The sequence below is a fragment of the Pseudomonas sp. G11 genome, from assembly GCF_029457515.1.
In the GTDB taxonomy this organism is placed as follows: Bacteria; Pseudomonadota; Gammaproteobacteria; order Pseudomonadales; family Pseudomonadaceae; genus Aquipseudomonas; species Aquipseudomonas gorinensis.
Window position 1 is genome coordinate 7,283,868 of the sequence record NZ_CP120377.1, and the last position, 16,239, is coordinate 7,300,106.

The 16,239-nt window shown below is 62.9% G+C and carries 15 protein-coding genes; 9 read left to right on the forward strand and 6 right to left on the reverse strand.

All coding sequences use genetic code 11. The features are described 5' to 3' along the window. The first annotated feature begins 68 nt into the window (after positions 1-68). Genes gspG through P2T68_RS33640 form a run of 9 tightly spaced genes read left to right on the forward strand, consistent with a single transcriptional unit; the run spans position 69 to position 8,035 of the window. Entirely contained in the window at positions 69-500 is a 432-nt protein-coding gene (gene gspG, locus P2T68_RS33600; protein WP_069077120.1) for a type II secretion system major pseudopilin GspG, read from the forward strand. Positions 501-506: 6 nt separating this feature from the next. After that, on the forward strand, positions 507-971 hold the full coding sequence (locus P2T68_RS33605; protein WP_024077796.1) for a transglycosylase SLT domain-containing protein: 465 nt from the start codon (positions 507-509) through the stop codon (positions 969-971). Next, positions 968-2,152: a type II secretion system F family protein gene (locus P2T68_RS33610; RefSeq protein WP_277378836.1), complete on the forward strand. Its 1,185-nt coding sequence runs from the start codon at positions 968-970 to the stop codon at positions 2,150-2,152. The genes P2T68_RS33605 and P2T68_RS33610 overlap by 4 nt, the downstream gene beginning before the upstream one ends. Positions 2,153-2,156: 4 nt before the next feature. Further along, positions 2,157-3,794 carry a GspE/PulE family protein gene (locus tag P2T68_RS33615; RefSeq protein ID WP_024077798.1) on the forward strand — a complete coding sequence of 546 codons (1,638 nt, stop codon included), beginning with the start codon at positions 2,157-2,159 and terminating at the stop codon, positions 3,792-3,794. Beyond that, on the forward strand, positions 3,775-4,500 hold the full coding sequence (locus tag P2T68_RS33620; RefSeq protein WP_277378837.1) for a hypothetical protein: 726 nt from the start codon (positions 3,775-3,777) through the stop codon (positions 4,498-4,500). The genes P2T68_RS33615 and P2T68_RS33620 overlap by 20 nt, the downstream gene beginning before the upstream one ends. Then, positions 4,497-5,054, forward strand: a complete 558-nt coding sequence (locus P2T68_RS33625; RefSeq protein ID WP_277378838.1) for a hypothetical protein — start codon at positions 4,497-4,499, stop codon at positions 5,052-5,054. The genes P2T68_RS33620 and P2T68_RS33625 overlap by 4 nt, the downstream gene beginning before the upstream one ends. A 6-nt stretch (positions 5,055-5,060) precedes the next feature. Next, a complete protein-coding gene (locus P2T68_RS33630) occupies positions 5,061-5,597 on the forward strand; it encodes a hypothetical protein (RefSeq protein ID WP_069077116.1) in 537 nt (178 codons plus the stop codon). Continuing rightward, positions 5,594-6,085 carry a hypothetical protein gene (locus P2T68_RS33635; RefSeq protein WP_277378839.1) on the forward strand — a complete coding sequence of 164 codons (492 nt, stop codon included), beginning with the start codon at positions 5,594-5,596 and terminating at the stop codon, positions 6,083-6,085. Before P2T68_RS33630 ends, P2T68_RS33635 begins: the two co-directional genes overlap by 4 nt. 18 nt (positions 6,086-6,103) lie before the next feature. Further along, positions 6,104-8,035, forward strand: a complete 1,932-nt coding sequence (locus P2T68_RS33640; RefSeq protein WP_024077803.1) for a secretin N-terminal domain-containing protein — start codon at positions 6,104-6,106, stop codon at positions 8,033-8,035. Positions 8,036-8,390: 355 nt separating this feature from the next. Here the strand turns inward: P2T68_RS33640 and P2T68_RS33645 are convergent, their stop codons facing one another. The 6 genes from P2T68_RS33645 to P2T68_RS33670 all read right to left on the reverse strand — a co-directional run bounded on the left by P2T68_RS33645 (position 8,391) and on the right by P2T68_RS33670 (position 16,233). Next, the gene (locus P2T68_RS33645) at positions 8,391-8,612 is read right to left on the reverse strand and encodes an EF-hand domain-containing protein (protein ID WP_024077804.1); all 222 of its coding nucleotides are present in this window, start codon (positions 8,610-8,612) and stop codon (positions 8,391-8,393) included. 898 nt (positions 8,613-9,510) lie between these two features. Further along, on the reverse strand, positions 9,511-10,281 hold the full coding sequence (locus P2T68_RS33650; RefSeq protein WP_024077805.1) for an electron transfer flavoprotein subunit beta: 771 nt from the start codon (positions 10,279-10,281) through the stop codon (positions 9,511-9,513). Positions 10,282-10,291: 10 nt separating this feature from the next. Further along, positions 10,292-11,512 carry an electron transfer flavoprotein subunit alpha/FixB family protein gene (locus P2T68_RS33655; RefSeq protein WP_024077806.1) on the reverse strand — a complete coding sequence of 407 codons (1,221 nt, stop codon included), beginning with the start codon at positions 11,510-11,512 and terminating at the stop codon, positions 10,292-10,294. Further along, complete coding sequence (dgcB, locus tag P2T68_RS33660) at positions 11,512-13,455, reverse strand: dimethylglycine demethylation protein DgcB (RefSeq protein WP_024077807.1); 1,944 nt, start codon at positions 13,453-13,455, stop codon at positions 11,512-11,514. Before dgcB ends, P2T68_RS33655 begins: the two co-directional genes overlap by 1 nt. 171 nt (positions 13,456-13,626) lie before the next feature. After that, positions 13,627-15,687 (reverse strand): dimethylglycine demethylation protein DgcA, encoded by a 2,061-nt coding sequence (gene dgcA / locus P2T68_RS33665; RefSeq protein ID WP_102625682.1) that lies wholly within the window; start codon positions 15,685-15,687, stop codon positions 13,627-13,629. Positions 15,688-15,702: 15 nt separating this feature from the next. Continuing rightward, on the reverse strand, positions 15,703-16,233 hold the full coding sequence (locus P2T68_RS33670; protein ID WP_024077809.1) for a 4-vinyl reductase: 531 nt from the start codon (positions 16,231-16,233) through the stop codon (positions 15,703-15,705). Between the last annotated feature and the right edge of the window lie 6 nt (positions 16,234-16,239).

Here is a 16,239-nt window from a genome sequence, read left to right on the forward strand (position 1 = left end):
CCAAACAGCGGGCCGGGAGAGTTACACACAACCGCCGTACCTTGGCACTCCCAACAGGGTATCTCTCCATGCGCACTCGCACCTTTATCCACAGCCCCGCTCGCGGCTTCACGTTGCTGGAGTTGCTGGTCGTCCTGCTGATCATCGCCCTGCTTGCCGGCTACGTCGGCCCGAAGATGTTTGATCGCCTGGAACTGGCCAAGGTCCAGACCGCCCAAGGCCAAATGAAGTCCCTCGCCGATGCCCTGAACCAGTACCGCCTGGACAACGGCAATTACCCGGACGAAACACTCGGCTTGAATGCGCTCACCACACGCCCCGCCAACGCGAACAATTGGCAAGGCCCCTATTTGAAAGTGTTGCCGCCAGACCCCTGGGGCAACCCTTATCTCTACAAGAATCCCGGTACACCGCCCAACGATGCAGAAATCATCTCCTTGGGGCGCGACGGCAAGGCCGGTGGCGTGAACACCTACGCCGACATCGTGTACGGCTTGTGACCCACCATGCACACACTACGAATCGCCCTGACGTTGCTGTGCCTTTCCGGCGTCGCCGAGGCCGACTGCTGGCAGCTGGCAGCCAGCCGCTACCACGTCGACCCCCTCTTGCTGTACGCCATCGCCAAGGTCGAATCCGGCCTCAACCCCAGCGCGCGCAATATCAACAGCGACGGCAGCCAGGACATCGGCCTGATGCAAATCAACAGCCGCCACTTGCCCGCACTGGCTCGATTCGGCATCTCCGAACAGCACCTGCTCACCCAGCCCTGCACCAGTGTGATGGTCGGCGCATGGATCCTTGCCGGTTTTATCCGCGAGCAGGGTTACGGCTGGCAGGCGATCGGTGCCTATAACGCGGGGGCCAAGGCGGATCGACAAGCGCAGCGTTCACGCTATGCCCTGGCGGTATGGCGCTACTACTCCGAGTTGTTGCAGCAACGCCAGCAACTGGCCAGGCAATCACCATGATCGACATCGACGCGCGCATCATCCGCGACGGCCATTTGCAGTCCCTGCGCCTGCAAGCCCTCGATATCGCCCAGGCACGCCAGCAACTGCAGGCCGACGGCGCCCAGGTCATTTCGTTGAAAGCCCGCCGCCCACTCAAACTGCCCAGCCGCCGCACCCGGTTCGCCCTGGGCCTGTTTATCCAGGAACTGGTGGTGCTGCTCGATGCCGGCCTGGTGCTGGTGGAAGCCGTGGAAACCCTGCGCGACAAAGCCCCCCAGGGCATCAACCGGCAGGTCATGAGCGATCTGCTCGCGTCCATGTACGAAGGCAACTCGCTGTCCAAGGCGATGCAGCTCAAGCCACAGACCTTTCCTTCGCTGTTGATCGCCACCGTGGCGTCCTCGGAACACAGCGGCCAGTTGGCCGTCGCCCTGCGCCGCTACCACCATTTCGAGGCGCACCTGGAAACCGTGAAAAAACGCGTCAGCGGCGCCCTGATGTACCCCTTGGTGGTGCTCAGCGTGGGCGCGTTGATCCTGTTGTTCCTGCTGTTTTTCGTGATCCCGCGTTTTGCCTCGGTGTTCGACGCGGTCGCCGACCTGCCAGCGACGGCGCGCTTCATGGTGTGGTGGGGCGCGTTGGTGGAGGCGCGCGGCATGGAGCTGCTGCTTGGCCTAGTGCTGGCAATGGCCGGGCTGGCGTTGCTGTTTCGCAGTGCCGGTTTCAAACGTCGCGCCGCCAGCCTGTTCTGGAAAATCCCCAGCCTGGGCGCCCAGCGCACGTTGTTCGTGCTCGCGCGGTTTTATCGCACCGCCGGCATGCTGCTGATGGGTGGGATGCCAGTGGTCACGGCCGTGCAATTGTCCGGCGCGCTGCTGCCCGTCGAGCGTCAAGCCGACCTGCACCAGGCCCTGACCGATATCCAGGCCGGCCAGCCCCTGTCCACTTCGCTGGCCCGCCACCAACTGACCACCGCCGTCGCCGAGCGCCTGTTGCGCGTGGGTGAGCAGAGCGGCGAGCTGGCGGCCATGTGCGAGCGTATCGCGCAGTTCCACGATGAAGCGCTGGAACGCGCCATCGAGCTGTTCAGCAAGGTCTTCGAGCCCCTGCTGATGCTGGTGGTGGGCGGGCTGATCGGCTTGATCGTGTTCATGTTGTACATGCCGATTTTCGAGTTGGCGGGTTCCATCCAGGGGTAGCGCGATGAGCGAACAGACACGGCAATGGCAAGCACTCGCGGCGCAACGGGGCCTGTCCCTGGCCGATTACCTGCGCGAAGTGCTGCACACCGTGCCCGACCAGTTGCCCATGATCGCCACCACCCTGGGCCTGATCCCCATCGAGCCCGCACACCTGGCCGAGCACTGGCGCTTCGACCTGCTGGCGCTGCCCCAGGCACTGATCCACAACGTGCTGCCTGTGGACTATCAGGGCCGGCCCTGCCTGGTACTCGGAGAGCCTTTCACCCTGCGTGATCGCCACTGGATTCAATCCACCCAAAGCCTGCGTGCCTTGCCCCTGGCCATGAGCCTGCCCGATGCGGTCAAGGCCCAATTGAGCCTGGCCGAAGCGAGCCAGCGGGTCATGCAACCCTTTGGCGAGGACGACGAAAACGTCCGGGTCAGCCAAGCCGCCCAGGAAATTTCCCTGAGCAGCATCGCCCGCGACGACAACCCGGTGGTGCGCCTGGTCAACTCCATGCTGTTCGATGCACTGCAAAGCCGCGCCAGCGATATCCATGTGGAAAGCACGCCCCAGGGCCTGGTGATCAAGTACCGCATCGACGGCGTGTTGCAGCAGATGGGCCAGGCCAGCGGGATGGACATGGCCGAACAGGCGCTGTCGCGGATCAAGGTGTTGTCGGAGCTGGATATCGGCGAGCGGCGGGTCCCCCAGGACGGGCGTTTCAAGATGAAAATCCAGGGGCGCGAAGTGGATTTTCGCGTGTCGATCATGCCCAGCATCCACGGTGAAGATGCGGTGCTGCGGATCCTCGACAAATCCCAGCGCGGCGAGTCCCTGAGCCTGGAAACCCTGGGTTTGAACGCCGATACCATAACGCGCATCCGTGTGTTGGCCAGCGAGCCTTATGGGATGCTGCTGGTGACCGGGCCCACCGGCAGCGGCAAATCCACCACGCTCTACGCCGCCTTGTCGGAGACCAATACCGGCGAGAAAAAAATCATCACCATCGAAGACCCGGTGGAATACGAACTGCCCGGCGTACTGCAAATCCCGGTGAACGACAAGAAGGGGCTGACGTTCGCCCGTGGCCTGCGCTCGATCCTGCGCCATGACCCGGACACCATCCTGGTGGGGGAAATCCGCGACGGTGAAACAGCGGGCATTGCCGTGCAGGCAGCGTTGACCGGGCACCTGGTGCTGTCGTCGGTGCATGCCAACAGCGCCTTCAGCGTGCTGGAGCGTTTTACCTATATGGACGTGGACCCGGCCAGTTTCGTCGAAGCCCTCAATGGCGTGGTTGCCCAGCGCCTGGTGCGGCGCATCTGCCCGGACTGCGGCGTAGACGCGGAGCCCGACGCGGACCTCGCGCGCCTGGCCCAGCTGCCCGAAACCCAGCTCAGGCAAGGCCACTACCGCGAAGGCAAAGGCTGCGAGGCCTGTCGCCATACCGGTTATCGCGGCCGGCTCGCCCTGGCGGAGGTGCTGAGCGTCACCGACAGCATCAAGGAGGGCCTGCTCCATCGCAGCTCGGCGTCAACCCTGCGCGAACTGGCGCGCGAAGCCGGCCACGTGTTCATCCGCGATATCGCCCTGGCCCACGCGGCCCAGGGCGACACCACGCTCAAGGAGCTGCACCGTGTCATTTCCCTTTATTGAGCACGTGGTGTGGCTGCACAGCACCGGTGTCGCCTGGGCCGCGCGCGCCCGCGGGCGCAATGCGAAGGTGTGGGGTGCCCAGCAGGCCGGCGACCCCCTGGGCGCCTGCGCCGAACTGTTGGCACAGGCCCCTCGCGGCCGCGTGCGCTTGCTTGATCGGGCCAAGGTGCTGCTGGGGTTTCCCCACGTGCACTACCTGATGCTGCCGTGGCAAACCGGCCTGTACAGCGCAGGCGACTGGCAAGGTTTCGCCGAGGCCACCTTCAACCAACAGGCCGGCATCGACCCTGAGCGCTGGCAGGTGCAGGTCGCCGCGGGTGCGTTCGGCGATGAGCGCCTGGCCGTTGCCGCCCCACGGGACCTGCTGCACGACCTGCGCGAGCTGTTCAAGCTGCAGCGGTTGCCCCTGGTGACCTGCGCACCGCTGCTGACGGCGGTGGCGCAGCAGTACTGGCGGCAATTGCCGGCTGATTGCGTACTGGCCGTGCCGGAAGCCGAGAGCCTCAGTTGCCTTTATCGGCACCAGGGGCGCGCCGATCAAGTGTGCGTGATATCGACACAGCCCGGCAGCACCTTGAGCGACAACCTGTTCACCGCCGACCTGCTGGCCCAGCGACAGGCGCCCGCCACCCGGGTCGTCGCCAACAGCCCCACCGAGCACTGGCTGGGCCCCCTGCACCCGTGGCTGGGAGCGCCGTTACCATGATTACCCGGCTGACTGCCCGCCTCGCTCGCACCCGGCAACAGGGCTACGCCCCCCACGTCGACTTCCAACGGGCCAGCGCCACCCATCGACCGCTGGTGGCGGCATTGTGGCTCGTGGCGACCCTGCTGATCATCCAGGCATGGCAGCAATGGGACGCCATGGCGCAACAGCAACAACAGACCGATGCCCTGGAGCAGCGCTTTACCCAGTTGACCCGCCGCCAGGAGCAATTGATCCAGGCGGCTATTCGCCTGTCGCCCCGGCAGAAACAACAGGTGGCGGCCTTTACCCAACAGTCCAGCACACCCTTTGCGCTGATGAACGCCGTGGCGCGGGCCTGGTCCGGCGAGGTCGCCCTGACGCGCGTAGAGGTCAACACCCAGGCCCAGTTGCTGCACCTGGACCTGGAAGCCAAAGGGCTGGGTGACGCGTTTCGCTTTGTCGAGCGGCTCAAGGCCCAACCCGGTGTCCAGGTGAACCTGCAACAAAGCGCGCGCAAAACCACTGACCCACAGCACCCGGTGCAGGTCAAACTCAGCGTTGGCGCGAGGTAGCCCGCCATGGACGCCCTCACCCGCCACTGGCCGCGCCTGCGTTGGCACTTGATGCAAGCGCAACAGCGCCTGGGCTTTTGGGGCCTGTTGGCGCTGGGGGTGATGGCCGCGACGCTGGTGATCGAGGTCACGCTGATTCACCCGGCCGGCGTGGCCGACAGCCTGCGTCGCCAGGCCTTGGAGGCTGGCATCGCCGCACACCCCGAGCAGGTCCAGGTCACCGAGCCGGCCGTGGTTGAGCGCTTGCCCAGCGCTGAGGACTTCGCCCCGCGCCTGGAAAAACTGCTGGGCCTGGTCACTCAACGCGGCTTCATCATCGAACAGACCACCCTGGCCTACTCCGCCCCCGGCGACACCGGGTTGCAGCGCCTGGACCTGGAGATCCCCCTCTCCGGCCCCTACCTGCTGCTGCGCAGTACCTTGGTCGACATCGCTAAGGAGCCAGGCGTGCGCATTGAAAGCGTGACCCTGGAGCGCAAGGCAATCAGCAACGGCCTGCTGGACATCAGCCTCAAGCTGAGTGTGCTGGGGGTGGTGGAATGAAACTGCCGCTGTACTTGCGCGTGCTGTTGCTGCTGACCCTGGTCGGCTGCGCCTGGCTGTTCTGGGAGGACACTGCGGACAGCCCCGAGACAGCCTCGACGCCGGCGATCGCGCGGGCCGTCGAAGCGCCCTCGGCCCCCGTCTCACCCGGCCCCCCGGACGAGGTTGAAGGGGTCGACCTGTTTCCCGCCCAGACCTGGACGCCACCGCCGCCGCCAACACCGGTCGACACTTCGCCGCCCCAACCACCGCCGTTGCCGTTCAGCGTGAGCGCGCAGTGGCGCTACGAAAACCAGCCGAAAATCGTGGTGCTGCGCGGCAATGGCCGCCAGTACACCCTGTGCCACCGCTGCGCGGTGCCCGGGCACATTGAGCCGGGCAAGATGCTCGATGCCCAGTACCGGCTGGATAAGCTCACCGACACCGCCGTGGTGCTGACCTTCATGCCGCTCAAGCATGCCAGCACCTTGCGCCTGGACAAACACTGACCGGGGAAGGACAGGATCATGGCGAGACATACGTTATTTCCCCTGAGCCTGGCCCTGACGCTGCTGGGGGCCTGTGAAACCCAGCGCGCCATCGAGCAAAGCGACGCGTTGCGCCAACAGGGCGACATCGTGCGCTCGGTCGAGGTGCTGCAAGCCGAAGCCAAGGAAGCGCCTGACGACGTGCGGTTGCGCACGGCACAATTCGGCAAATTGGAGTTGCTGGTCGCCCAATACAGCCGGGAAGCAAGTGCCGCCTTGCTACGCGGCGATGATGCAGCCGCCATCCGCGCGCTGGAAACCATCCTCAAGTACGACCCCAGCAACCTCGGCGCACGCCAGGAAATCCAGAGCATCCAGGCGATGAAGCAGCTGCGGCCACAGCTGGAGCGGGCCTATGCCCTGCAACAATCGAGACCCGTGGAAGCATTGAACCTGGTGCGCCAGGTCATCGCGCAAAAACCCAATTACCGCGCCGCCCTCGATTTACGCAGTGCCCTCACCCGCCAACTGGTCAGCGCCGACTACCTCAGCCCCGACCTCAGTGACGCAATGCGCAAACCGCTCAGCCTGGACTTCAGCTCGCAGAGCCTGAGCACGATTTTCGAAACGATTGCGCGGCTGTCCGGGGTCAATTTCGTCATCGACAAGGACGTCAATCCCAGCGCCTCGGCAAGCATGAGCGCCAGCAGAACTACCGCCGAAGACGCGCTTAACCTGCTGCTGACCACCCAGGGCCTGGACAAGAAAATCCTCAACGCCAACACCATCCTCATCTATCCCCGGCGGGCGGACAAAGAGCGTGAATACCGTGAGCTGGCAGTGCGCACGTTCTACCTCAGCCATGGCGACCCCAAGGTCGTCGGCGCCGAAATCAAGCAGGTCCTCAAGCCCAAGGAAGTACTGGTGGACGAACGCCTCAACGCGGTGATCGTGCGCGATGGCCTCGACACCCTCAGCGCCGTGGAAAAACTGGTGGAGGCCATTGATATCGCACAGTCGGAAGTGACCATCGATATCCAGGTGCTGGAGGTCAGCCTGAATGACGAACGGAACCTGGGCATCGTCTACCCCGAAAGTATTGGCCTGTCGCTGGGCAACTTCAGCAACCTGCCCGGTGGGCTGGCGGGCACACCGATCAGCGCACTGCGCGGCGTGAACGGCGACAACATCCTGCTCGACGCGGGCAGCACCTCGGCGCGCATCAACATGCTGCAACGCAGCGGCAATACGGTGACCCTGGCCAACCCCAGGGTCCGCGTGCGCAACCGTGAAGAAGCCCAGGTGAATATTGGCGACAAGATCCCGGTGGTGACCACCACCACCGCCAACCAGGTCACCACGTCGTCGGTGACGTACCAGGACGTGGGGCTGCAGATCAACGTCAAGCCCAATATCAGCGTGAGCGACGAGGTGAACCTGGAATTGAACGTGGAAATGAGCCATATCACCAAGCGCATTCCCGGCTCGGACAATGTGCCGGCCACCTTCGAGCTGGGCTCCCGCGCGACCAAGACCTTGTTGACCGCGCGCAACAATGAAACCCAGATCGTCTCGGGGCTGATCCGCACGGCGGATATCGACGAAGGCTCAGGGCTGCCGTGGCTGAGCCAGATCCCGTGGATTGGCAAGAAACTGTTCGGCAGCAACCAGAACACCCAGCAGAAAACCGAGATCATCCTGCTGCTGACGCCGAGGATCGAACGCAACCTGGACCTGCCGATTTCCCAGATCAGCACCTTCCACAGCGGCACGGAGGCACGCAGTTCGACCGAGGGCATGATCCTGCGCGATACCACCAGCAATATGTTGCTCAAGTCCACCGGAGGCGGCGGCGGCACCCCGGCCCTACCACCACCGTTGATACCCCCGTCGGACAGCAACTGGCAGCCCCTGCCACCGCCGCTGCCAGCATTGGTGCCCAAGCCGGAATCGCCCCCGGCCTCACCGTAAGAGTCACGTCCGGGGTCGAGCTTCTGCGGAGGTTTTTGCCCAGGAACTGGTCTGGTATATGGTGCTCGCCGGCTGGAATGCGTGGCGTCATAGACAGCATTGAACCAGAGTGTCAGTGTGCCAAAACTTCCAGCACCTGCTGCTTGGCATACCCAACACTGCTGCACCGCTCGCAGGAGCAACAGCTCTATCTAAAACTCCTATTGCAAAACAATCCAGCCACACATGCCGACACGCACGATCTCTGCCTAAATATTCGTCACAGAAGAAATACAAAACGATCATCCGCCCACGAAGTTAAAATTCAAGGGCGGATGATTAAATCAAATACTTACAATACACCGTATACAACACACTAAAGCCCCAACAGCGCCGAAACCGCCACAAACTCTTTAAAGTCAACTTTACCACTGAGATCAAGATCAAAGCGTATAAGGGCACGCATTATTGCCTGATCATCCATCCCAACCCTAGCGCCAATGGCAACTAATAAATTATGAAGCTCTTCTTCGTTAAGTTGGCCATCACCATCAGCATCGCATTTAATAAATTCCGCCCTTAACTCTTCTCTGTTCATTTTATGTTCACCGTAGTAAGAATTTTCTGAAAGCCGCCATCCTCACCTCTCTCTTCACCCATACGTTAGCTATGAAGGCGACGAATTCTAGGTATGTTGTGCGTCATGCCTGCCATTTACACCTATTGCATCTTCTTGACACCTCTTGAACCCTAAAACTTCACGAGTACAAAATTGCACCAAAGTAGGTGAAAGACCACTGTTATAAACAACAGTCTTTAATACGCTTTTTAAATAACGGGTATAGCTATCTGTTACCGCGAGAAGTGATTGAGAACCGGCTCTTGGTTATTCAACCTGAAGATCCGCACCCGCAGGCGCCCGATATGAACTCTTGAGCCTCTGCCAAAACTCAATCCTCCTTGTACCCTTCACTTTTAAAACCGCCCTGTTTCAATTTTTTCTGCCGTCAACGCTGCTCGGACGGGAGAACTTGGAGCCAAGCAGAAATCCAAAGTTTTCTGGCCATAGGTTCCACTGCCGTTTGGGGCGCGCGTCTTACATGAAGGTGCAAAACCTATGCTCCGCCGTTCTGCACGGCGGTCCACCGAGAATGGGAGGTCCCGCTAAATATCCGACTTAGCGCTGTCGCGCAGCAAACTGGAACCCCTGTGGCGAGCGGGCTTGCCCCAATGCCAGTCAGTTAAGGCTTTTTGTAGGAGCGAGGGGGACGCCTAGTTCTTGCTCGCGAAAAACGTCAACGATAACGCGTGTTTCCTGAATGAACACGGCGCCTGTGAGTTTTTCGCGAGCAAGCTCGCTCCTACAGAAGGCGATAGGCGCTTAACTGACGGGTATTGGGGCTTGCCACAACAAGCCCGCTCACCACAAAAGTGCGGTCGTTTGAGATAAAAGGGGAGGCAAGCCCCTCCCACATTTGTTTTGCAGTGTTTATGCGTTAACGCACCACGCCTTCTTCGATCAGCAACTTGAGAATGGCTTGGGCGCCTTCCTCGGCGCTTACACCCTTGAGCACCTGCCCACCGCCGCCGCTGGCCTTGGCCGTGGCGGCCTTCATGCGGTCGGCGCCGCTCTTGGCCTTGATCACCTTGAGCCGCTTGGGCCGAGGTTTGGCCGGTTGCAGCAGCGCACTGCCGAATAACTCATCCTCTTGAACCTCAACCTCATGGGCCGCCAGCTCACCGCGTTGCGCAGGGCCGTAGGCACTTTGCCGAGGTTTGGGCGCAGCGTTATCCACCGTCGCCAGGAACGGCAGGCGCACTTTCAAGCGGCGGCGTTGGCCACGGGGCAAGGCTTGCAGTACATGGGCCACGCCTGCATCGATGGACTCCACCTGCGCCAGCCCCACAATCAACGGCCAGCCCAGGTGCTCGGCGAGCAGGAACGGCAACATGCCCGAACCCTCGCCGGTTTCCGCCTGGCTGCCGGTCAGCACGATGTGTGCCCCCGCGTCGCGCAGGTAGTCGCTGAGCGCCGGCAACACGTCGGCCCCCAGCGGTTGCTCAAGGACCTGCAGTTGCGGCAACCCCATGCCCAGGTAGCTGCGCAACGTGGGTTCGGCGATGTTACCGGCATGCAGTACCTGCAACGTATCCCCTGCCAGTTGCAAACCCAGTTCCACAGCGCGTGCATCCTGTTCGGCGCGGCGCGGCCGGCCGGAGGTCGGGTGGGCGCCGATGGACACCAGGCTGATTACATTCGTCGTCATGGCCATTTCCTTAAGCCGCATCGCGCTTGGCGCCGCTGCGGTATGTCTGGACCGCGTCGATCAAGGCTTGCAGTATCGCGGCGCTTTCGCCGATCACCGACAGGTCGGCGCGCTTGATCATGTCGCAGCCCGGGTCGAGGTTGATCGCCACCACTTTGTCGCAGGCGCCGATACCTTGCAGGTGCTGGATCGCCCCGGAGATCCCCACGGCCACGTAGACCCGTGCGGTGACCCAGGTGCCGCTGGCGCCCACCTGGCGGTCGCGGGCCATGAAACCGTCATCCACCGCTACCCGTGAGGCGCCTTCGGTCGCGCCCAGTGCGGCGGCGGTCTGGTGGAAGAGTGCCCAGTCCTTGACCCCGTTGCCGCCGGAGAAGATGAATTCGGCCTCGGCCATGGGAATCGCCGCCGGGTCCACCGCCACCGCGCCGAGGTCCTCGATACGCGGCAGGCTGCGCGCCAGGGCTGTGGATAACGCTACCGGCAGCACTTCGTGACGGGTATCGCTGACCGGATCGGCACACTCGGCGGCGGCCAGGATCAGGCGCGGCAGCGGTCGAGCCAAGTCTTGCTGGCCGGCACCCGCGCGGCCGATGCATTCCTCCCCCTTGATCTGCCACACCCGCGTGGCCGGGCGCTCCTTGAGGCTGGCGGCGAAACGCCGACCCAGTTCGCCGCCACCACTGCGGCTGTCGGGCAGCAACCAGTGGCGCGGGTTGAATTGCTGATCCACGGCCCGCAGGCCCTGGACGCGCTGCTCCGGTGAGTAACCGTCGAACTCGTGGCCTTCCAGCACCAGCAGACGATCGACACCTGCCGTGGCAAACGCGCTTTCCTTATGCTCGCCAAACACCACCGCCAGTACCGCGCCGTCGCTGCCGGCCAGTTGTCGGGCCAGGCCGAGCAGGTCTCGGTCATGGCTGCTCAAGCGGCCGCCGACCATGTCCGGCACCACGTTGATGTAGAACGCCGGGCTGGGCACCTGGTGCAACGGCAACTGCACTTCTACCGCGGCTGTACGCTTGGTCGCACCACCCTGCTGGGCGCCGCTGCGGTCGATGCGCTTGATGCCGTTGGGGCCGATAAAACCGACACCGTGCACGTTCTTGCGAATGACGCCGTTGGGCCCCATCCAGCTGTGTTGCAGCGGCTGCATCGCCGCATGCAGCGGGTGCAGACGGTTACGGGCAATCCATTCGGCCCGTGGGTCGCGGCGGATAATGTCGCTCATCAGTGCACCTCCGCAGGTTCACGCGGGATGGGAGCCTTGGCCGGCGTGGCATCTTCGAGCAAAGCGTCGGCCACCAACTCGGCGATGTCCTTGATCAGTGGGCGCGGTTCGACCACGCCTTCGAGCATCGCAGTGCACTGTGGGCACCCCACGGCCACCAGCTCGGCGCCGGTTTCGCGGATGTCGTCCATGCGCATATCCGGGATACGTTGCTTGCCGGGAATGTCCGTAATCGGCGCACCGCCGCCGCCACCGCAGCAGCGTGAACGGAAGCCCGAGCGTTGCATTTCCTTGACCTCGATCCCCAGCGCCCGTAGCACTTGGCGCGGTGCTTCGTATTCGCCGTTGTAGCGGCCGAGGTAACAAGGGTCGTGATAGGTCACGCTGTTGCCCTTGTGCTGGCCCAGACTTAATGCGCCGTCGCCGATCAGTTCGGCCATGTAAGTGCTGTGATGCTGCACCACATAGTCACCGTTGAAGGCGCCGTATTCGTTTTTCAGCACGTGGAAACTGTGCGGGTCGCACGTGACGATGCGCTTGAAGCTGTACTTGGCCAAGGTCTGGATATTGCGTGTGGCCAACAGCTGGAAGGTCGCTTCATCGCCCAGGCGACGGGCCACATCGCCACTGTCGCGCTCCTCGAGGCCAAGCACGGCGAAGTCGACCTTGGCCGCTTTCAGCACTTTGACGAAGGCGCGCAAGGTACGTTGGTTGCGCATGTCGAAGGCACCGTCGCCGACCCAGAACAGCACATCGGCGCTGCCTTTTTCACTGAACAGCGGCAGGTTCAAGTCTGCCGCCCAGTTCAGGCGCCCGCCCGGGGCAAAGCCGCCCGGGTTGTCGGTGGCGATCAGGTTCTCCAGGACTTCGGCGCCCTTGTTCGGTGTGGCGCCTTTTTCCAGGGTGAGGTGGCGGCGCATGTCGACGATGGCGTCCACGTGCTCGATCATCATCGGGCACTCTTCCACGCAGGCGCGGCAGGTGGTGCACGACCACAGGGTCTCGGCGTCCACCAGGCCGTTGACGATCGGTTGATGAGGATTACCGCTGTGTTCGCCGATCGGCTTACCGGGATACGGGCTGCCAGCGAACGCGGCATCGGTGCCGCCGGCGAGGCCGACCACCATGTCCTGGATCAGCTTTTTCGGGTTCAGCGGCTGGCCGGCGGCAAATGCCGGGCACGCGGCTTCGCACTTGCCGCACTGCACACAGGCGTCGAAGCCGAGCAGTTGGTTCCAGGTGAAATCCTTGGGTTTTTCCACGCCCAGTGGCGCGCTTTTGTCGGTCAGGTCCAGCGGCTTCAAACCTGTGGATCGGCCACCGCCAAAACGCTCGGCGCGGCGGTGCCAGGCCAGGTGCAGAGCCCCGGCGAAGGCGTGTTTCATCGGGCCGCCCCAGGTCATGCCGAAGAACATCTCGGACACGCCCCACAGCACGCCAACGCTGAGCAGCGCTGCCAGCAGCCAGCCGCCGAAGTCGGCAGGCAGGATCCCGGCCACCGGCAAGGTCACCAGGAAGAAGCTCACCGAGAACGCCATCAGGCTTTTCGGCAGGCGCATCCACGGGCCCTTGGACAGGCGTGACGGTGGGTTACGCCGACGCAGGTAGACGAACGTGGCGCCGACAAACATCAGCACCGAGGCCAACAGCAAGGCGTAGCCGAGGATGCGATTGTGCAGGCCAAAGCCATGCACCAGGATCGCCAGCAGCGCCGACAGCACAAAGCCCAGCGCCGTAGCGACGTGGGTGTTGGCGATGTATTTGTCGCGGGCAACCACGTGGTGCAGGTCGACCATGTAGCGCTTGGGCATGGCCAGCAGGCCGCCCAGCAGGTCGACCTTGGACGCGCGGCCACGGCGCCACATGTTCACCCGGCGCAGGGCGCCGAGGACGGCGAGGCCCAGGGCGGCAAACAAAAGAATAGGCAGCAAGGTGTTCAACATGGTGAAGCTCCCACAGACCACACAGGTCTACTGTGAAACCGGCCCTGAATGTGGGAGGGGGCTTGCCCCCGATAGCGGTGGTTCAGCAACAGCTGTATCAACTGACACTCCGCCATCGGGGGCAAGCCCCCTCCCACACTTGGACCGAGTACACATTGGTTCAAGGCCGGCTTAGAAATCCTTGCACAGGCGCAGGGCGTCATAGATGGCAGCGTGGGTATTGCGCTGGGCCACACAGTCACCGATGCGGAACAGCAAGTACCCATCGCCCGTTTCGCTCAGGCACGGCTGTGGCTTGATCGCGAACAGGGCTTCAACGTCGATCTGGCCCTTGTTGCGCGAACCTGGCTTGAGGGCGTAGTAGATTTCCTCGTCCGGACGGACACCGTTCTCCACCACCACCTGGTCCACCACCCGCTCCTCCTTGGCGCCGGTGTATTCGTTCTCCAGCACCGCCACCAGCTTGTCGCCTTCGCGGTAGACCTTTTCCAGCATCATGTCGCCGGTCATGATCACTTCCTTGGGGTACATGCTGCGGTAGTAGGTCGGGAACGACGTACCGCCGATGGCCACGCCGGGTTTGATGTCGTCGGTGACGATCTCGACCTGGCTGCCTTTGTCCGCGAGGAAATCCGCCACTGACATGCCGGTGAACTCACAGATGGTGTCGTACACCAGCACGTTCTTGCCCGGCGCCACCTTGCCGTCGAGCACGTCCCAACTGCTCACCACCAGGCCTTCGGCTGCGCCCCAGTGTTCGTTTTGCTCGAGATTCGGATGCCCGCCGACCGCCAGCACGACCACGTCCGGACGCAGGTCCAGAATGGTTTCAGCGTCAGCGGCAACCCCCAGGCGCAGGTCGACTTTCAAACGCGCCAGCTCCAGTTGGAACCAGCGGGTGATACCGGCGATCTGGTCGCGCTGCGGAGCCTTGGAGGCGGTGGTGATTTGCCCGCCGATAAATTCTTTCTTCTCGAGCAGGGTCACGTCGTGGCCACGTTCGGCAGCCACGCGCGCGGCCTCCATCCCGGCCGGGCCGGCACCGACCACCACGACTTTGCGCTTGGGCCCGGTGGACTTCTCGATGATGTGCGGCACGCCCATGTATTCACGCGAAGTCGCGGCGTTCTGGATGCACAGTACATCCAGGCCCTGGTACTGGCGGTCGATGCAATAGTTGGCGCCGACGCACTGTTTGATCTGGTCGATCTGGCCCATCTTGATCTTGGCGATCAGGTGCGGGTCGGCGATGTGCGCACGGGTCATGCCGACCATGTCCACATAGCCGCCTTCGAGGATACGGGTGGCCTGGTTCGGGTCCTTGATGTTCTGCGCGTGCAGCACCGGAACCTTGACCACTTCCTTGATACCGGCCGCCAAATGCAGGAACGGCTCCGGTGGATAACTCATGTTGGGGATCACGTTGGCCAGGGTGTTGTGGGTATCGCAACCCGAGCCCACCACGCCAATGAAATCGAGCATGCCGGTGTCGTCGTAATACTTGGCGATCTGCTTCATGTCCTCGTGGGACAGGCCGTCCGGGTGGAACTCGTCACCGCACAGGCGCATGCCCACGCAGAAGTCGTCACCGACCTCGGCGCGCACGGCTTTCAGCACTTCCAGGCCGAATTTCATGCGGCCTTCGAAGGTACCGCCCCACTCGTCGGTACGCTTGTTGACCCGTGGGCTCCAGAACTGGTCGATCATGTGCTGGTGCACTGCGGACAGTTCCACCCCGTCCAGGCCACCGGCCTTGGCGCGCTTGGCGGCGCTGGCGTAGTTGCCGATCACGCGCCAGATTTCTTCCGGCTCGATGGTCTTACAGGTGGCGCGATGCACCGGCTCGCGCACGCCGGACGGCGACATCAGGGTTGGCCAGTTAAAGCCGTCCCAACGCGAGCGACGGCCCATGTGGGTAATCTGGATCATGATCTTGGCGCCATGCTTGTGCATGGCGTCGGCCAGGTTCTGGAAGTGCGGGATGATGCGGTCGGTGGACAGGTTCACCGAACTCCACCATTCCTGGGGGCTGTCGATGGCCACCACCGAGGAACCGCCGCAGATCGCCAGGCCGATACCGCCCTTGGCTTTCTCTTCGTAGTACTTCACATAGCGGTCGGTGGTCATGCCGCCGTCGGTGGCATACACCTCGGCGTGGGCGGTACTGAGCACGCGGTTGCGGATGGTCAGTTTGCCGATCTGGATCGGCTGGAACATTGCTTCGAAAGCCATGGCAGGGTCCTCGGCTTACAACGGCTTGACGATGAACAGGCCGTCATCGTGGCCCTCTTCGGAGCCTCCGTAGACTTGCTCGGCCACGGTGCGAATCTGGCTACCACGCGCTTGCAGGATCTGGTCCATGGCACCGGCAAACCAGCCGGTGAACATGTAGTCGACCTTGCGCCCGACCTTGCCGTACACGTAGACGAACGCCGAGTGTTCCAGCTTGACGCTGGCGGTGCCTTTGTCGAGGTCGATGTCCTGGATCTTGAACAGGCCCCAGCCGCGTTGCGACAGGCGTTTCATGTAGTGCTCGAACACCGCGACGCCTTCCAGGCCGTGGCATTCGGCTTCTTTTTCACACCAGTGCCAGGCGGACTTGTAGCCGGCCTTGTAGAGGATCTCGGCGTAGGCTTCGGCGCCCAGCACTTCTTCGATGCCCATGTGGTTGTTGACGAAGAAATGGCGCGGTACGTAAAGCATCGGCAGGGCGTCGGAAGTCCAGACACCGGTTTCGCTGTCGACTTCGATTGGCAATTGCGGGGCGATCTTGGCCATGGAAAC